Genomic DNA, 17121 nt, shown 5'->3' with positions numbered 1-17121 from the left:
GTGCCTCAGGACGTGCTTCGTCGGCGCATGAATTTGTGCCTGTGGCGCAAACTGCATGATGGGATATCTGCGTGATCATCGCTCCCAAGCTATGGTGTTGACGTGTTTTATGAACCTGGATGTTACCCTCCCAGGAACCATATTGCTCTGTCAATCATGCTTTGCAACGTTGCCTGTTGGAGAGGGTGACTTCTTTTTCTCAAGGGATGGGTAAAGCCGTTTGAGCTTGATACGGGCATCAGCGGTGGTAAAACGCCAATTGACCGTGATGGCCTCCTCATTGCGCTTCTGTTGCCAGGCATGAACCTCACGCTCCAGTTCCTCCTGGGTTCCAATGCGACGAGAGAGACACTGGCGCGCCAGGGCGGAGAGCTCAATCTCAGCCATGTTGAGCCAACTTCCATGCACAGGAGTATCATGGATTTCCAACGTGCGGAGGATGCGACGTGCCTCAGTCGGAGGAAAGGTCTGATACAAAGCAGAGGGCGTGTGGGTACTCAGATTATCCATCACGAGCACGATCTTCTCGGCATCGGGATACTCAACATCCACCAGTTCACGGATGAAATGGGCCCAGTCCTCGCTCGTCCGACGCTCTGTCACGTTGACAAAGCGTTTGCCAGCCAGCGGTTCACACGCCAGGAAGATTTTGCGCATGCCGGCAGCTTCAAAGGTGTAATCAACGCGTTCTGGTTGCCCCGGTTGCATCGGCAGGGGCTCGCGTTTGTCCTGCAGGAGTTGTTTGGCGCTTTCATCCATGCACACCTGGGGAAAACGAGGATCATAGAGACGCGTGTAGACTTCCAGCACATCTTCCATGCGCCAGACAAAGGCGGCGCTGGCTTCGGGAGGAATACACCAGCATTGTTTTAGCCAGGGCTTGAGTTCATTTTTTTGAGCGTTTTGCGCACAGTTTCGTGGCTCACCTGCTCGACATAGCCCAATTCCACGAGCCGATTGGCCAGCAAACGCAAGCTCCAACGGGCTTGTCCAGTCGGGCAGGGACTGCAGGAGAGCGCAATGAGATGGGCTTCTTGCTCCCCATCCAGGGCTTGCGCTCGCCTTTGCGTGTGAAGACGGTGGTTGAGGGCATCGTCCAGGCCATGATTGACGAAGCGCTCGCGAATACGGATTACGGTGTAGCGGCTCATCTCGAAGGCCTCCGCCACTTGCTCATCGGTCCAACGGGGACCAGGAGCATTGCGATCGATTTTCAAAAGAATACGAGCATGCGCTTGTTGTCTCACAGGAGCTTTGCCTCCAGCCAGCAATTGCTGCAACAAAAACCGCTGTTCTTCGCTCAACGCGACTTCATACTTGTGTGGACGCTCTCTCATCTGTCTCTCCTAGAAAAATAGAATGGAGTTTCCAGGATAACAGAAAAACTCTCCTGTTGCAAACCATCCTTGACAGAGCATTAGCAGATCCGCTTACTTCTTGCAACACAACCCTTCTGGCAAACATTGCTCTACATGGAATGGAAGAAGCTCTTGAAGTGAAATACAATAGCAAAGGAGAAATCACCGGGAAACGGGCCATTGTGAGATATGCAGATGATTTTGTCTGTTTCTGTGAAACGAAGGAAGATGCCGAAATAGTACGAGAACTCCTTTCAAAATGGCTGACACAACGAGGTCTCTCCCTCTCAGAGGAAAAAACCCACATAGTTCACCTCACTGAAGGACTCAATTTCCTAAGTTTTAACATCAGACACTACCCAGCGCCTCAAACAGCAAAAACGGGATGGAAACTTTTAATCAAACCCAGCAAAGAAGCGGTGCAGGAATTACGGCAGAAACTATATGACCAATGGAAAATGGCACAGGGAACCAATGTACAATCGGTTCTGACCAAGCTCAATCCAATCATCCGTGGATGGGCCAATTACTATCGAACTGCTGTAGCAAAAGAGATCTTTGGCCAACTAGATCAATGGATGCAACACAAAGCAATCCACTACACCAAACGGCTACACCCCAATAAATCCGCAAAATGGAGGCACCGCAAGTATTGGGGCCAACTTCATCTAGATCGGTTTGGACTCCTGGGTGTTTGGCGACAAGCAAAGTGGAGGCTATCTGCTCAAGTTTAGCTGGTTCCCCATTGAGCGACACACACTGGTCAAAGGCAGGTCATCACCCGATGACCCGTTTCTCAAAGACTACTGGATGAAACGACAGGCAGCAAAAGCTGGCGATCTGACGTTTTCCAAACAGAAGTTAGCCAAGAGACAGAAAGGCCGATGTCTAGAATGTGGAGAATCGCTCTTCAATGACGAAGAGCTTCAAGTTCACCATCGCCTCGCAAAATCCCATGGGGAAAAGATAGCTACAGCAACCTGGCACTGGTTCACTTGCTCTGCCATCAGCACATTCATGCCGTGACCGAACGAGCGATGCGCGACTGCCAGAAGTACAACGATCGGGAACTTCTGAAAGACGAAAGCGCAACCACTCAACGGGTAAAGCAAAAAGAGAAGAAGGAGCCGTGTGGTTCGTGATGTGCTCAAGTTGGGTGCGCTGAGAGGTACCCGCCCAGTTTCTAGGGGAGGGAGTCGTAGCAATACGACTTCCTTACCCGACTGTAAATTGTGTCTTTCTCTCATCAAGCTGATGGTGATGGTTTTGCTCGTACAGGAGGGACGCCATTAGGCTCGCCAGCTACAGAAGGCATTGATCTCTTCAAAATCGCGAACCGCTCCATTTCGGAGTGGGTTCCCAGCTTCAAGCTGAGCAGCGCGGCGGCACCGGTCAAGCGCCCATTCTGTAGCCAGCTCGAAGAACAATTACTTTTGTGGCTTGAGTACCATCCTCTAGTGGTCAGCTATGCACGTGGCGATATTGGCCCGCAGTTTGCCGCAGCCTATCGACTGCCGATCCCCAAGCACGCGCCGTTCGCCATTGGCTATGCGTTCGAGGGGAAACCACACGAGTATCTGCCTGATGTGGTAGGCCGTCTTTCGGACGGAACGCCATTCATTGCCGAGGCGGGCATGGAAGACGATAAACGCAGTGATCGCAACCTTGCCAAAGCCGAGGCTGCTCGCCGTTTGTCACCGGTCGTCCCTCTTTTAAATAAAGGAAACGTATGAACTGTCGTGTAGATAAGGAGAGTCACCATAATGCCAGACGCTGTATTTGCCGAGCCTAAACTTGCCGAACTCTATGACCTCTTCGAGGGATTGGATCGACCAGACCTTGCTCCATATCTAGCCATGGCAGATGAGTTCCACGCTCATTCTGTTATTGACTTGGGATGCGGAACTGGGAATCTTGCCTGTCGCCTTGCGGCACTTGGAAAAGAGGTCGTTGGCATCGATCCGGCTGCCGCCTCGTTGAGCGTTGCGAAGCGGAAAGCGTATGCCGACCGAGTTCGTTGGATCACGGGTACTGCAAAGCAGCTTCAAGGATTGAGTGCTGACCTCATCACGATGACTGGCAATGTGGCACAAGTATTCGTTACGGACGAGGAATGGATGGCGACTCTTCGCGCGTGTCGCGATGCACTTCGCCCGCATGGGAGGCTTGTCTTTGAGACGCGGAATCCAGATAAGGAAGTATGGAAGGGCTTGAACCGAGAGCAGACCTACACGACGATTGAAGCGCCTGAAATCGGCACGGTCGAGTCCTGGGTGGATTGGGTGAACGTGCAGCTACCGCTCGTCTCTTTTCGCAGCATATACGTATTTCATAAGGACGGGAGCACAATGACATCCGAGTCAACGTTACGGTTCCGCACTCAATCAGAAGTTACAGAGACACTTTCCCGTGCTCAATTAACGGTGGAAGCGGTTCGAGATGCCCCCGACCGCCCCGGCCAAGAGTTCGTCTTTATTGCTCATCAATGAGACGAGCAAGCTTACGAGGTCCAGTACTACGTAAGCTGCTACGTTACTCTTGTTGACTTCTGCTTGAGTAAGGGGTGGAGATCCCATCGTTATTTCCACTCTTCTCTCCTCATACCCCAGGTGTGAAGCGGTTTGCTCAAGACAATATGTCTCAGTGCTCACATGGGAAAGCAAGTGTTTCCAATGGTGTAAATATTGGAGGGCCAACCTTGCTTACTTGGCAGGCATTTACCAACTGCGTACTTGAGCGAGCTGGAACGCCGTGCTGCGCTCGTACCTTAGTTCTTCATTTACAAGATACCGAGGGCAGAAGCTAGATAGGAAGCGCTTTTTCAAACGGCAATGATTATGTTGATCACTCTTCGCGCTAATTGATCACTCGTGGCCTCAAAACTTGACCACTCTTGGGGTCTTACACACTCCTGGTGAAGCTCGCTTGCTACTGATATGACAGTAGATCGTTCTACATCAATAACACTTGTAGAAGGATTGTCGTATGAAGAAGAAGGAAACGCCTGCCCCGCTTGCCTTGCCAGAGGAACTGAAAGTAACAGAGATTGCAATGATCGATGAGGTTTTCACCATTACCGCCCATTCTACGCGGAGTGCTCCCTGCTGCCCTCTCTGTGGCATTCCAGCACAACGATTCCATAGCCATTACTTCCGCCGGATCACGGATCTCCCGTCCGGTGGAAAGCGTGTCTGTTTGCGCGTTCTGGTCCGCAAATGTTTTTGTGACGTGAGCACGTGTGCACGCAAAATCTTTGCCGAGCGTTTGACTCCTTTTGTGGCACCGCTGGCACGAGTGACAGCCCGCCTGTTTCAAGTCGTTCAAGCACTTGGTCTGGCGACGGGCGGGATGCCGGGAGCACGTTTAGCTCAGCGTTTAGGGATCAAAACCTCCTGGATGACGGTTCTTCGTCGGATTATGGCTCTTCCAACAGGGCCAATTCAACAGGTAATCGAGCTTGGGATAGATGATTTCGCGTTCCGGCGTGGGCGAAAATATGGCACAATCCTGGTAGACATGCGAAGTCACAGGGTCATTGATATTCTGCCTGATAGATCGGCTGAAACCGCTGCTGCCTGGATAGCGGCTCATCCAGAAATTGAGCTGGTGAGTCGAGATCGGGGAGGGGACTATGCCTCAGCAGCGAAAACTGCCGCTCCCCAGGCAGTGCAGTGCGCGGATAGGTTTCACGTGCTCGTGCGCCGCATAGGCGCGTATTCGATTCTTTTCGGAGAAAGGGGAGGTTGAGAGCAAATGACCTCTGGGGCGGTGGCTTACCTGGCGGGAAACCTCAAGGGGACAATAGCATGCCACAAAGCCGGGCTTGCCTGAAGGCGTTTACGGCAAGGCCCGATTGCCCCGCGCATCATGGTGAAGCTGAATTGCCGAACCTAGCCTACCAGCGGCGGTAAGGAACGCTCGTTGTTGGAGATAGCGCCTGTTGCAACGTTCCCGAAATACACACCAGTTGAGCAGGGGTGTGAAATACACTGGGATGGATGAGACCAGTGGAACGCTCTCTTCGGGAAGCGATGGGAAATGATCCCATTTAAGGAGGCGAAAGGGCACCTAAAATGCGCTAGAACGTCGAATACGTGAGAATGCGGGATACTCCTCCCTGTGCAAGCAGAAGGAGTACAGAGCCATCGTAGTACTCGTGGAAGTTACGCCCCACCAAGGAGCGCCAGAAAGTGGCGTACAGGGGAAAGGGTGGCAGGGAGTACAGAAGAAGAGGGGATGTTGACGCGTGATGCGCCGATAAACAGTCCTCAGAGACTTCTGGAAACTGGAGAGCCCGTTGCATCGAAAGGTGCCCGGCGGGTTCGGGAAGGGGCCATCGGAAAAGGGCCGCGTTTAGCGGTACCTCGCTGGTGGCCTACTTCATAAGAATCTTGGAGAAGCTCTGGAGGGGCTGCTGGCCCGCCATCTGACTGCTCATCGCCGAGGTCAGGCCGAGAAGTCCCTGGCCCCTCCTCTTGCTGAAGCACAAGCGAAACAGCCACCCAGACTTCATCGGAAGGCCGCTGAGCTGAGTCAGGCGAAGCGGGAGGAGCGGCTTGCGAAATACGAGCAAGTCGTGGCATTACGCAAACAGGGCTTCTCGCAGACGGCTATTGGCGAACAAGTGGGCATTGGTCATATGACGGTCTCGCGCTGGTTAGCTCATGGCGCGTTTCCCGAATACCAATCGCCTCTGCGCAAGACGGGTGTTGATGTCCATCTCCCCTACCTGCGCGAACGGTGGGAAGCTGGTTGCCATAATATGGCGCAGTTGTATCGGGAATTGCGGGAGCGCGGCTACAAGCAATCGTATCAGTCAATGCATGACCAGTTGCTTCGCTTGCTTCCAGAAGGGAAGAAGAACGCGGCAAAAGTATGCAACCTCTCTCCAACGCCTCTCTCCTCAAAGTCTGCGGCTTTCCTTTTTCTTCGTCGGTCTGAAGACCTGAAGCCCGATGAACAAGAGGCGCTCATCACCCTCCGACACCTTGACCCAGAGATTGAGCTGGCCTACAACCTGGTTGAGCAGTTTGCCCAGATGCTGCGCACACGCACCGGAGAACGGCTGGAGGCTTGGCTTGAGCAGATCAGAGCGAGCCAGATTCGTGAATTGCAAGGGTTTGCTACCAGTGTTGAGCGAGACAAGGCCGCAGTGGTGGCAGGGTTGACCCTTCCCCAAAACAATGGATTGGTTGAGGGCCACGTCAACAAGCTGAAGCTGATCAAAAGGATGGGGTATGGACGAGCCGGGATCTCTCTGCTCCGCCAGCGCCTTCTTCATGCTTTCTAGAAGGGGAGAAGATTTCGCCGTGAAACATCAGGCCATATTGGAGAGCAAGCGAGCTTCACCAGGAGTGTGTAAGACCCACTCTTGGCCTTATTTACCATCCAGCCTGGGGTACGTCCCCCCTCTAGAGTTCGAGATGACCTATTTCCAGCAGGCACTTTTGTGACTTGGACCGTGGTCTCCCCTCAAGGGTGCAGTCCACTCTGAGACTGACGTCATCTCACGTGAGACGGACAACAACGCACGGTGAGAACCGACATGTGAGGATGATCAAGCACTTTGCTTGTTTGGACAAGTGCCTGCTGAAATCGTTCGACTGGACCAGACAAAAGAGTCGTCGTTTTCCTCCAAGAACATTCGCTCTTTTTGGCTGGAGCAAGGCATCCGCAGGCAGTGACATCCTGGTGTTTTGAGGTCTGAATCTATGAAGCAGCCAACTGAAGAAATGATAGGGAAAGTTTTGTGGCACGTCACCATGTCGTTGGACGGCTTTATCGCCGGGCCAGACGATGGGATGGACTGGGTAGCCCGATTTGCTGGTCCGAACCCAGTCGTAAACCAGGTCATCCGGACGACAGGTGCCGTGCTGAGTGGCAGACGAAGCTACAATGTGGGCCGGAAACCGGGACTACCACCAGAGTATCGGAAGGTCTTCGGAGGAGCCTGGATCGGACCTGTGTTCGTCCTGACGCATCACGCACCTGACGACGAAGAAGATGAGACGATCACGTTCCTCTCGGATGACATTCGATCCGCAGGTGCGACAGGCTTGCGAGCCACAGAGGGGAAGAATCTGCTGATCATCGGTGCCAGCCTTGCCCGTCAGTGTCTCGAGGCAGGGCTGATTAACGAGATCCTCGTGCATGTAGCGCCCATCTTGCTCGGTGATGGTGTCCGCTTCTTTGCCCGAAAGGCGGGCGAACAGGTTGCCTGAGAGACGATAGCCGCCTCACAAGCAGAACAACTGACCACCCTTCGTTTCCGCGTGAGAAAGGCATGCACAGAAGCAACAGATGGGGGATGAACGCACCTCTCCGGCCAAGGGCACGCTCGCCAGAGAGAGACCAGTTCCAAAACCTGGCAGAGCAAAATGGCTCCGTACTTTCCCTATAAAATGGCCCTTGTAGCAAGACCATTATCATTCTATACTGTTGCCAGGTACAGCACTTCGGAGCTCCATGCAGGTACATATCCATGCAGAAGCTCCCCTTTCGCTCAAGACTTCTCAGCGCCTGCGGCACTTCGTGCGTCATGTGTCGGTCCTGCTGGCGAGATCAGCCTGGGAATGCGCTGGAAGCATGAGGAAGAACAAGGAGACAGGTAAGAGATGAAAGCTATTCACCTCTATAGTCAGAGCGGACCCGATCAATTTGTGTTTGAAGATGCACCGAAACCTCAGCCAGGAGTGGGAGAAGTCCTGATTCGGGTCCATGCGACCAGTGTGATGTGGCAGGAACCTACCTGGCCGGAAACCTGGAAAACACCGGCTGGTATCGAACGTCAGCATCCCATACCAGGTCATGATGTTTCTGGCGAGGTCGTTGAAGTGGGGTCCGGCGTCACTGGTATCGCCGTAGGAGAGGCTATCTATGCGCTCACCGAATTTTGGCGGGATGGCGCGGCTGCGGAGTACACTGTCGCACGCGCGACTGATGTGGCGCCCAAGCCACGAACCCTTGGGCACCTACAGGCAGCCGGAGTCCCCCTGGTTGGACTGACCGCCTGGCAAGCGCTTTTTGAGCACGCAGGGCTTACCAGTGGGCAATCGCTTCTCATTCATGGTGCCGCTGGTGGCGTGGGAAGCATGGCGGTTCAAATGGCAAAGTGGGCTGGTGCCACTGTGATCGCGACAGCCTCTGCACGCAATCATGCATTCCTACGCACGTTGGGAGCCGATGAGATCATTGATTATACCACCACGCGTTTCGAGGATGTGGTGCGTGATGTTGATATGGTGCTTGATACCATCGGCGGTGAGACAGTAGCTCGCTCCTGGTGCGTCGTAAGGAAGGGCGGACTGCTCCTGAGTGTGTTTAGCCCCCCATCCCAAGAGCAGGCTGCCGCCTTTGGTGTGCGTGCGTTCTTTTTTGTCGTCAAGCCCAATCGAGAACAGCTCATACACATCGGGAACCTGATAGATACAGGCCAGCTCCGACCAATCACCGAGCGGGTCTTCCCGCTCTCAGAGGCATCCCAGGCGTTTGAGCAGGCCCTCCAAGGGCACACGCGCGGAAAAATCATTTTGCGCGTAGAGGACAACGCGTAGAGGACGAGGAAAAGAGGAGATGACCATGATGCTTGTGACAGGCACATGACAGGCACAACGAGTGCTGTACGGATGACCTGCGTGACAGCCAGCAACATGATCTGCTTTATCGTCCTGGCTCCCCCGCGGGTCAAGGAGGAGGCATCCAAGGTGCTTCCCGATTGAGCCACCACCGGCGCCCAACCAACGTATGCGTTGAGGGCCAAAGCCAAGGGGAAGTGGTGGATCGAGCCGATAGCCGCTCTGATCGTCGCCGCCGTGATTGGCCCAAAGCCTGGAAACGACAGCAGAATCTGCCCTTCGCGCGTCTGTTCAACCATCGCGATGCTTTCGCTCTCCAATTGGTCAATAGGCTCGCGCAAGAGTCGAAGCGCTTTGATCAATTGGCCTTCCTTGTTCCAGAACCAGCCCGCGTTGGCGAATCAGGTCTTTCACGCCGATCCTCTCAGCGGCCAGACGCTGCAATGCCAGCAGCTTGAGATCCGAGAGGGAACGGGCCCCGCCTCGAATCGGTTGCAACACGGTGAGGCTGGCAGTGGCCAGCGCGTGCGTTGATAGTACTCCAATGCCCAAGGTGTGGAGCGTGTGGATTGCCAAGCAAACTGCTGCGGAGCATTGCGCAATGGTTTGATGCAGGCAGAGCGGCGATGTGCTGTGGAATACGTGCCACGCTGATGGCCGACATCATCGATAACCACAGTGTAGGGCTTTTCGTCAGCCCAGTCGATGCCTGCGTCCCACCTGGGAGGTTCCTCCTCGAGCAACAAACGTTCCGGTCGCCTTTCGGATCCGACAGTTCCTATGCGCAAGCATACCTTTGCTCAAGCCCTCTCGACAGAAGGGCTTGAAAGGAGTTGAACGGAGAAGGAGGTTCCGCGTCTTCTCACATTTCTCAATGCTGTTTCGAGAATATCAGAGCAGGGAAGCATCTTCCTTCCAGGGATGGGACCACATGAAAGGGATAGCTACTGCATGATGTTCAATCCACAAAGCAGCGTCTCAAGATGCTCACATCGCGTGAAACGCTCCTCAGCGCGCTTGAGACGCTTCCTGATGCGTTGATTGTCGTCGATGACGCCACAACGATTGTGTATGCCAATGCGAGCGCGCAGACCATGCTCGGCACCACACAAGAGGCGCTTGTTGGAAACAGCTTCTGGTGCCTCGCTCCTCACCTGGTGAGCACAACGCTCTACCAGGCGGTGCTCAAGGCCAGACAGACGCGGAAACTGACCGACGTGGAATATCGTTCCCCGGTAACCCAGACCTGGTTCCATGCACAGATCTCGCCCACCGGAGTGGGCCTCGCGGTCTTTTTCCAGGAAAACACGGAACCAACGCAGTGCCAGGACGCCCTTCGCCAAAGTGAACAGCGGTATCGGGATCTCCTGGAGCACAGTGCTGAGCGGGTCGCGATGTTGACACCGGAGGGACTGATCCTGGAGATCAGTCAGCGTCCCTTGACGGACGCGCAGGTCCAGCTCGAGGAGGTGATTGGCAAACCGCTCACCGCTGTTTCCTGGTGGTCGTCTGTCCCGCATGCCCAAAGGCAATTAGGTGCGGCGATCGAACAGGCCAGACAGGGAGTGACGGTACGCTTTGAAGCCCGCATATACCCACACCCAGGAAGGTATCTCGACCTTGCCGTGACGCTGACGCCCCAATGTGCGGCGAATCAGCAGGTCGAGTATCTGATCTGTACGGGATTCGATATTACCCAGTACAAGCGCGTGGAAGAGGAACTTCGTACTGTGCTCGATACCGTGCCCCAATTTGTCTGGATCAGGCGGCCTGATGGTTCCATCGCCTACTGTAATCGACGCTCGCACGACTATGCCCATATGATGTCCGAGCAATGCACAGAGGATGAATGGCTCCAGCAACTGCCTCCCGCTGACCGGCAGTGCATCCAGGGTATGTGGCACACAGCCCCCCGAACAGATATCACGCATGATGAAGCGGTCTCACTTCAGTTTGTACATCCTGAGGATCGAGAGCGGGTCTTGGCTCTTCAGCGCCAGGCATTAGAGACAGGGGAACCCTATGAGTTTGAATATCGCCTCAGGGAGAGACAGCCGGGCACCTATCGCTGGTTTTTATCACGGGGTGTGCCTCTGCGGAACGAGGAGAGGCAGGTCGTCCAATGGTTTGGTACCTGCACCGATATTCATAGGCAGAAACAAACCGAGGACGCCTTGCGCCAGAGCCAGGAACGCGTGAACCATCTCATGAGTTCCAGCGTGATCGGGATCTTTTTCGCCGAAGGCGACGTGGTGGTGGAAGGGAACAACACCTTCCTGAGGATGACGGGCTATAACCGAGACGAGCTGTGCCGGCGGTGTATCAACTGGGGCAGTTTCACCCTGCCAACCTCGAAGCCCTCGCTGTTCCAGCAAGTGCACCAGGAACTGGTCGTGCAGCAAGATACCACGCCCTTTGAAGCCGAACTCGTGTGTAAGGATGGTAGCCGCCTGGACGTGCTAATGGGAGGAGTGGCCTTTCATGGTGAGGTGCTCCAGGGCATCGGCTTTCTGCTGGACAACTCAGCCCGCAAGGAGCTGGAGCAGCGCAAAGATCACTTTCTAGGGATGGTCAGCCATGAACTCAAGACACCGCTCACGTCCTTGAAGCTGCAAACGCAACTATTACGAAAGCAACTGGGAAAGCAAGGCATCTACAACGCGGATACCGTTCTTTCCCGGATGGAGGCACAACTCAACATGGTTACCCGATTGGTCGGAGAGTTGCTCGACCTCTCCAAAATTCAGGCTGGCACCCTGGAGTATGCCCAAGAAACGGTGAATCTGGACGACGTGCTCCAGGAGGTCGTTGATATCGTGCAACAGATGCAGACGACCCATACCATCGTCGTGCATCGTGCCGCGTACCCCCCTCTTCTGGTCGGGGATAAGGACCGGCTCGAGCAAATGTTGCTGAACCTGATCAGCAACGCGATCAAATATTCCCCAGGAGCCAACACGATAGAGGTGTATATCAAGGCATCCGAAGAGGCCGTGACGCTCAGCGTGCATGATCAGGGTATCGGCATTCCACAAGAGCAGCGCGAGAAAATCTTTGAGCGCTTCTATCGGGCGGTTGCTCCACATCAGCGCGCCTTTCCAGGCCTCGGAATGGGCTTGTATATTGTCGCGGAGATTGTGAAATACCATGGAGGATCCATCACGATGAAGAGCGAAATGGGAAAAGGATCGACGTTTCAGGTGACGCTTCCCCTGAAAAGAACATAAGGAGCGCATATGTATACGTTCCAACGACAGGCATGGAGTGATGTTCTTGCTGTCAAGCGTATTCTCATTGTCGAAGATGATCCCATCCTTGGCAATCTCCTGCTGGAAACGTTCCAGGAGGAGGCAATCTATCAAGGGCATCTTGCCCCGAGCGGCGAGATGGCGCTGAATATGCTGCAAACGATCACGCCTGATTTGTTTCTACTAGATTATCATCTCCCTGGGATGAATGGGCTGGAACTCGCCGACCAGTTGCAGCGTAGAGAAGGAGGTGAGCAAACACCCATCCTCCTGATGAGTGCCGATTTGCCACAAGAAAGCGGCGCCTTGGATCATCTCAGAACGCTCCAGAAACCCTTTGATCTGGAGACGCTGCTGCAATTGATCGCAAATCTTCTTGCATGAGAAGGACAATAGTTTTTTACCAGAAAGAGATGGTGATCGTATTCATCCCTTTCTGGTAAGTGATGGTGATCGTTGTCGCCATTCCCCTCATTGCAGGTGCATGGCTGCGTTACGTCGGCCTGCTTTGCCTGGTCTTGTTTACTGGAACACTGACCATTTTTGTGATTGCGCCAGCAGTGACCGGATTTCCCGCGCTCACCCTGTATGGTGAGTTTCTATTAAAGGATGTCGTGCTGGCTGCTGCCACCGTGAGCATCATAGCGATGGATGCAGCCAAACAAGCACACAATAATGAGAGCAGTTGACTACCTAACGCTTCATAGATGAGGATGTACCCTCGGGCAATTCGTCTGCGCTCTACCTGAAACTCATTGCTCTGCTGGATACGCCTCCTAATGCGCCGATCTTTCTAGATCAGAGAGCCATGATCCAGTATGTTAATACAAGAGCCTCCACCATGCTTGGGACAAGCAAGGGTTCTGTCAGAACTCAACCCCCATTTGGCACAGAGGCCCCATTTCTGGTATGCTGATCTCATCATTTTGATGGAACGAGGCACGTTGACCTATGAACTGTCCCTATTGTGCAGAAACGATGACTCAGAAACGAGCAAAGAAAACCAAACTGGGCTACACAACGTTCTTCTGCACTCAGTGCAGACATACGTTCAACGAACGAACCGGCACTCCTTTTAACTATCTGGAATTCCCGACGGACATTGTCCTGCTTGCAGTCATATGGCGACTCCGCTATAAGCTGAGCCTGCGTGACGTAGCTGAGATGTTTTTAGAGCGCGGCTTTCCGTTCACGCATGAAGCCATCCGAGACTGGGAAGCGCGGTTTGCGTCCTTGATAAAGGACCAATTACGTGTCAAGAGACAGGGGCAGGCCGGGAAATCCTGGTATGTCGATGAGACGTACATCAAAGTCCATGGGACGTGGTGCTATTTGTATCGGGCTATCGATCACGATGGTAATCTCGTTGATTCTATGTTGAGCGAGAAGCGAAATATGGAAGCGGCTCAGATGTTTTTCAAACAGGCAGTGGCTGTGGTTGGCTCTATTCCCGATCAGGTGACGACGGATGGTCATGCTTCCTATCCGCGTGCCATACGCGAGACGATGGGCAGCAATGTCCGGCATCGAACGAGCAAATATCTCAATAATCGGCTCGAACAAGATCATCGTGGCATCAAACAGCGCTAGTATCCGATGCGTGGTTTTGGAACCGTTGAAGCGGCAGCACGCTTCTGTTGTGCCTTCGATGAATTGCACAATTACCTCCGTCCTCGCCGCACCATGGGCGAAGTGGTCTCTCTCCGAGAACAACGACAGGCTTTTCTCCAGCGTCTTGCCGCTTTACAGATCGCAATACAAGCAGCTTCATAGGTCAACGAGCGAGAAGTGAGTATTCCATTCGCCCAGTATACTTTTCTGTAGCCTCAGTTCTGACAGAACCGGAAACGTTACCCCTGCTGCCGCCATCACCGACTCAGATGACGTGCATGGCGTGTTTTTCACGGTCAAGCATTCCTCGTGAGGGGAAGGGTGACCGTAAAGGTGGAGCCTTTCCCCACTTCGCTCTCCACGCTGATCGTTCCCCCATAATGTTTGACGATCTCGGCCACAATGTAGAGTCCCATGCCCAGCCCGGCGATCTCTCTCTGTCTGGGACCTGCGGCCCGATAGAAGCGTTCAAAAATCTTGTCGCGCTGCTCTCGCGGAATGCCCAGGCCATGATCGCGCACACGGATGGCGACCGCCTCTGGGGAGGCGTCGAGGTCAACCTCGACCGTCTTTGCATTGGGAGAATATTTGATGGCGTTGCTGAGCAGGTTAGTGAAGACCTGTCCGAGTCGGTCTCGATCCCCCATCAAGCTGATCTGCACGGCATCACGCAGGAGAATGGTATGGCCTGGATGAAGGGGCTGTAAGGTGTCGATGATCTCCCGCAGTAATACATCAAGATTCACCGGCCCCTGAACGTACTCCAATCTCCCTGCCTGCATCTTGGAGACATCCAGCAACTCTCCGATCAGGCGTTCCAGTTGTTTGATCGGCTCCTCCACCCTGGAAAGCTCTGTGGCAGCCTCGTGATGGGCTTGCTTTACGAGGCGTCTGCGCACCAGTTGGGTCTGCATCTTGACCGCAGTAAGCGGGGTCCGCAGTTCATGGCTGGCCATACTGAGAAAGGTATCCTTGCGTTGTTCAAGTTCCTTGCGCGCCGAATTATCGAGCACAAAGGCGATGGCCTGGCGTGGTTGATGCGGTAAGACGACCGCGCCCACAAGGGCCGGCAGGCGGCTGCCATCTTGACACACATACTCTTTCTCATAGGGCGTTAGCGACTGCTGGGTGGCCAGTTCCTGATGAGCCTCGAAGGTCCGATCCAGATACTCTGACGGCGTCATATGTCTCCAGTTCATGTTCCCGGCGCGCAGGTCTTCGCGGGTATAACCGGTCATGCGCAGATAGGTGTCGTTGGCATCCACGATCTGCTCACCTTCGATGATAGTGATCCCGATAATGTTGGAGTTCATCAGGGCGTTCGCGCGCTCCTGACTCTGGCGCAAGGCTTCCTCGATACGCACCTGGTCCTCGATGTCAGTGTTGGTCCCAAACCACTTGACGATCTGGCCAGCTTCGTCGCGCACCGGCATGGCGCGAACTAAGAACCAGCGATACTCCCCGGTCTGGCCATTTCTGAGACGCGCTTTGTGCTCAAACATTTCTCCCGTGTCCAGGGCATGCTGCCAGTGGGCTCGGTGGCCTTCCTGATCATCGGGATGGATGAACTGGATAAACGCCCAGCGGTCGCTTTGTATCTGCTGAGGTGTGAGCCCAGTGTAGTCACGCCAGCGCTGGTTCGTGTATTTGTACAGGCCGTCGGGTCGTTTCACCCACACCAGTTGTGGCACGGTCTCGGCCAGCACGCGCAAGTTCTCCCGGCTTTCTTTGAGTTGCTGCTCCGCCCGTTTCTGGTCCTCAATATCGGTGCTGGTGCCAAACCATTTGATGATCTGGCCTGCTTCATTACGCACCGGCAGGCCACGGGTTAAGAACCAGTGATACTCACCAGTCTGACGATTCTTGAGACGGTATTCGATCTCATAGGGTTCACCCGTTGCGAGTGTCTGACGCCGAAGTGCCAGCGTACGCTCAATATCCTCGGGATGCACAATCTGGTGCCAGCCATCATCTCGGATGTGCTCAAGTGTGGCCTGGGTATAGTCGCAATAGCGTTGATTCACGTAGTCAACGCGGCCGTCTGGTTGCGTTGTCCAGACGAGCTGTGGAACGGTTTCGGCCAGCATACGCCAGTTCTCCTCGCTGATTTTGATTCTCTCTTCGGCCTGTTTCTGCTCCTCGATATCAGTGTTGGTCCCAAACCACTTGACGATCTGGCCAGCTTCGTCGCGCACCGGCATGGCGCGTGTTAAGAACCAGCGATACTCCCCGGTCTGGCCATTTCTGAGACGCGCTTTGTGCTCAAACATTTCTCCCGTGTCCAGGGCATGCTGCCAGTGCGCTCGGTTGCTTTCCCGATCATCGGGATGGATGAACTGGAGATGAGGCCAGGGGTCGTTTTGCATGTGTTCAAGCATCAACCCGGTGTAGTCACGCCAGCGCTGGTTCGTGTATTTGTACAGGCCGTCGGGTCGTTTCACCCACACCAGTTGTGGCACGGTCTCGGCCAGCACGCGCAAGTCTTCCTCCAAGCGTTTCTGCTCGTCGATGTTGGTTGCAGTCCCAAACCACTTGACGATCTGGCCTGCGTCATCGCGCATCGGCATGCCGCGGGCTAAGAACCAGCGGTACGCGCCCGTTTGGCCCTCTCGAAAACGATATTCGACTTCATAGGGGTTCCCTGTTTCAACCGCATGATGCCAGACCATCAGGACGTGCTGAGAATCGTCAGGGTGCAAAAACTGGCTCCATTCCTCGCCCAAGGCCTGTTCAGGGGAGGCGCCGGTATAGTCATACCACCGTTGATTCGAATAGGTCACCGAGCCATCAGGTTGGGCGGTCCACACCTGGTGTGGCACGGTCTCGGCAAGGACACGAAAGTTCTCCTCGCAGGCTTTGAGCTGCTGCTCGGCACGTTTCTGCACAGCAATATGCTTGATGAGCGCCTTCCAGAGTGGAAGCGTGAGATGCCTGATCTGTTTTCCATTCAACATCATGCAGTAGCTATCCCTTTCATGTGGTCCCATCCCTGGAAGGAAGATGCTTCCCTGTTCTGATATCTCGAAACAGCATTGAGAAATGTGAGAAGACGCGGAACCTCCTTCTCCGTTCAACTCCTTTCAAGCCCTCTCGACAGAAGGGCTTGAGCAAGGGTATGCTTGCGCATAGGAACTGTCGGATCCGAAAGGCGACCGGAACGTTTGTTGCTCGAGGAGGAACCTCCCATGTGGGACGCAGGCATCGACTGGGCTGACGAAAAGCCCTACACTGTGGTTATCGATGATGTCGGCCATCAGCGTGGCACGTATTCCAAAGCACATCGCCGCTCTGCCTGCATCAAACCATTGCGCAATGCTCCGCAGTAGTTTG

The 17121-nt window shown here is 54.3% G+C and carries 14 protein-coding genes and 3 pseudogenes; 12 read left to right on the top strand and 5 right to left on the bottom strand.

The genetic code is table 11. The features are described 5' to 3' along the window. Positions 1–150: 150 nt before the first annotated feature. Positions 151–1337 (bottom strand): IS630 family transposase gene (locus JMI88_RS03300; protein WP_201360310.1). Its coding sequence is split into 2 segments (ribosomal slippage): positions 151–896 and positions 896–1337, totalling 1188 coding nucleotides; the frame shifts between segments, so codons are not numbered across the junction. Between the two features lie 56 nt (positions 1338–1393). Here JMI88_RS03300 and JMI88_RS03295 point away from each other — a divergent pair. The 4 genes and pseudogenes from JMI88_RS03295 to JMI88_RS03280 all read left to right on the top strand — a co-directional run. Then, positions 1394–2092 (top strand): group II intron maturase-specific domain-containing protein, encoded by a 699-nt coding sequence (locus tag JMI88_RS03295; RefSeq protein ID WP_201360309.1) that lies wholly within the window; start codon positions 1394–1396, stop codon positions 2090–2092. A 498-nt stretch (positions 2093–2590) separates the two neighbouring features. Beyond that, entirely contained in the window at positions 2591–3091 is a 501-nt protein-coding gene (locus JMI88_RS03290; RefSeq protein WP_201360308.1) for a hypothetical protein, read from the top strand. Positions 3092–3121: 30 nt separating this feature from the next. After that, a complete protein-coding gene (locus JMI88_RS03285) occupies positions 3122–3847 on the top strand; it encodes a class I SAM-dependent methyltransferase (RefSeq protein ID WP_201360307.1) in 726 nt (241 codons plus the stop codon). 496 nt (positions 3848–4343) lie between these two features. Next, positions 4344–5054 (top strand): annotated as a pseudogene (locus JMI88_RS03280) (ISL3 family transposase); the annotation flags it as partial. Between the two features lie 572 nt (positions 5055–5626). Here the strand turns inward: JMI88_RS03280 and JMI88_RS03275 are convergent. Beyond that, positions 5627–5941, bottom strand: a complete 315-nt coding sequence (locus tag JMI88_RS03275) for a hypothetical protein (protein WP_201360306.1) — start codon at positions 5939–5941, stop codon at positions 5627–5629. Here JMI88_RS03275 and JMI88_RS03270 point away from each other — a divergent pair. The 3 genes from JMI88_RS03270 to JMI88_RS03260 all read left to right on the top strand — a co-directional run bounded on the left by JMI88_RS03270 (position 5935) and on the right by JMI88_RS03260 (position 8911). Beyond that, on the top strand, positions 5935–6648 hold the full coding sequence (locus JMI88_RS03270) for a transposase (protein WP_201360305.1): 714 nt from the start codon (positions 5935–5937) through the stop codon (positions 6646–6648). The two genes, JMI88_RS03275 and JMI88_RS03270, sit on opposite strands and share 7 nt — an antisense overlap. Positions 6649–7069: 421 nt before the next feature. Beyond that, positions 7070–7579 carry a dihydrofolate reductase family protein gene (locus JMI88_RS03265; RefSeq protein WP_201360304.1) on the top strand — a complete coding sequence of 170 codons (510 nt, stop codon included), beginning with the start codon at positions 7070–7072 and terminating at the stop codon, positions 7577–7579. A 393-nt stretch (positions 7580–7972) separates the two neighbouring features. Next, positions 7973–8911, top strand: a complete 939-nt coding sequence (locus JMI88_RS03260) for an NADP-dependent oxidoreductase (protein WP_201360303.1) — start codon at positions 7973–7975, stop codon at positions 8909–8911. Between the two features lie 77 nt (positions 8912–8988). Here JMI88_RS03260 and JMI88_RS40545 read toward each other — a convergent pair. After that, positions 8989–9231 (bottom strand): annotated as a pseudogene (locus tag JMI88_RS40545) (transposase); the annotation flags it as partial. Between the two features lie 25 nt (positions 9232–9256). Continuing rightward, positions 9257–9508: a hypothetical protein gene (locus JMI88_RS03250; protein ID WP_201360302.1), complete on the bottom strand. Its 252-nt coding sequence runs from the start codon at positions 9506–9508 to the stop codon at positions 9257–9259. Between the two features lie 407 nt (positions 9509–9915). Here JMI88_RS03250 and JMI88_RS03245 point away from each other — a divergent pair, with 407 nt between their 5' ends. The 4 genes and pseudogenes from JMI88_RS03245 (at position 9916) to JMI88_RS03230 (ending at position 13953) form a co-directional block, all read left to right on the top strand. After that, entirely contained in the window at positions 9916–12159 is a 2244-nt protein-coding gene (locus JMI88_RS03245; RefSeq protein WP_201360301.1) for a PAS domain S-box protein, read from the top strand. A gap of 9 nt (positions 12160–12168) precedes the next feature. Then, on the top strand, positions 12169–12564 hold the full coding sequence (locus JMI88_RS03240) for a response regulator (protein WP_201360300.1): 396 nt from the start codon (positions 12169–12171) through the stop codon (positions 12562–12564). Positions 12565–12626: 62 nt separating this feature from the next. Beyond that, positions 12627–12869 carry a DUF417 family protein gene (locus JMI88_RS03235; RefSeq protein WP_201360299.1) on the top strand — a complete coding sequence of 81 codons (243 nt, stop codon included), beginning with the start codon at positions 12627–12629 and terminating at the stop codon, positions 12867–12869. A 262-nt stretch (positions 12870–13131) separates the two neighbouring features. Further along, positions 13132–13953: pseudogene (locus tag JMI88_RS03230) on the top strand (IS6 family transposase). 134 nt (positions 13954–14087) lie between these two features. Here the strand turns inward: JMI88_RS03230 and JMI88_RS03225 are convergent. Beyond that, positions 14088–16748, bottom strand: coding sequence for a PAS domain-containing sensor histidine kinase (locus JMI88_RS03225; protein ID WP_236022801.1), 2661 nt, complete (start codon positions 16746–16748; stop codon positions 14088–14090). Between the two features lie 228 nt (positions 16749–16976). On the opposite strand from JMI88_RS03225, the gene JMI88_RS03220 reads away from it, so the two are divergent. Continuing rightward, a complete protein-coding gene (locus JMI88_RS03220) occupies positions 16977–17117 on the top strand; it encodes a hypothetical protein (protein WP_201360297.1) in 141 nt (46 codons plus the stop codon). The last annotated feature ends 4 nt before the right edge of the window (positions 17118–17121 follow it).

The sequence above is a fragment of the Dictyobacter formicarum genome, from assembly GCF_016587435.1.
Note: the sequence above shows the minus strand (reverse complement) of the source record. Positions and strands in the feature narration are given on the sequence as shown.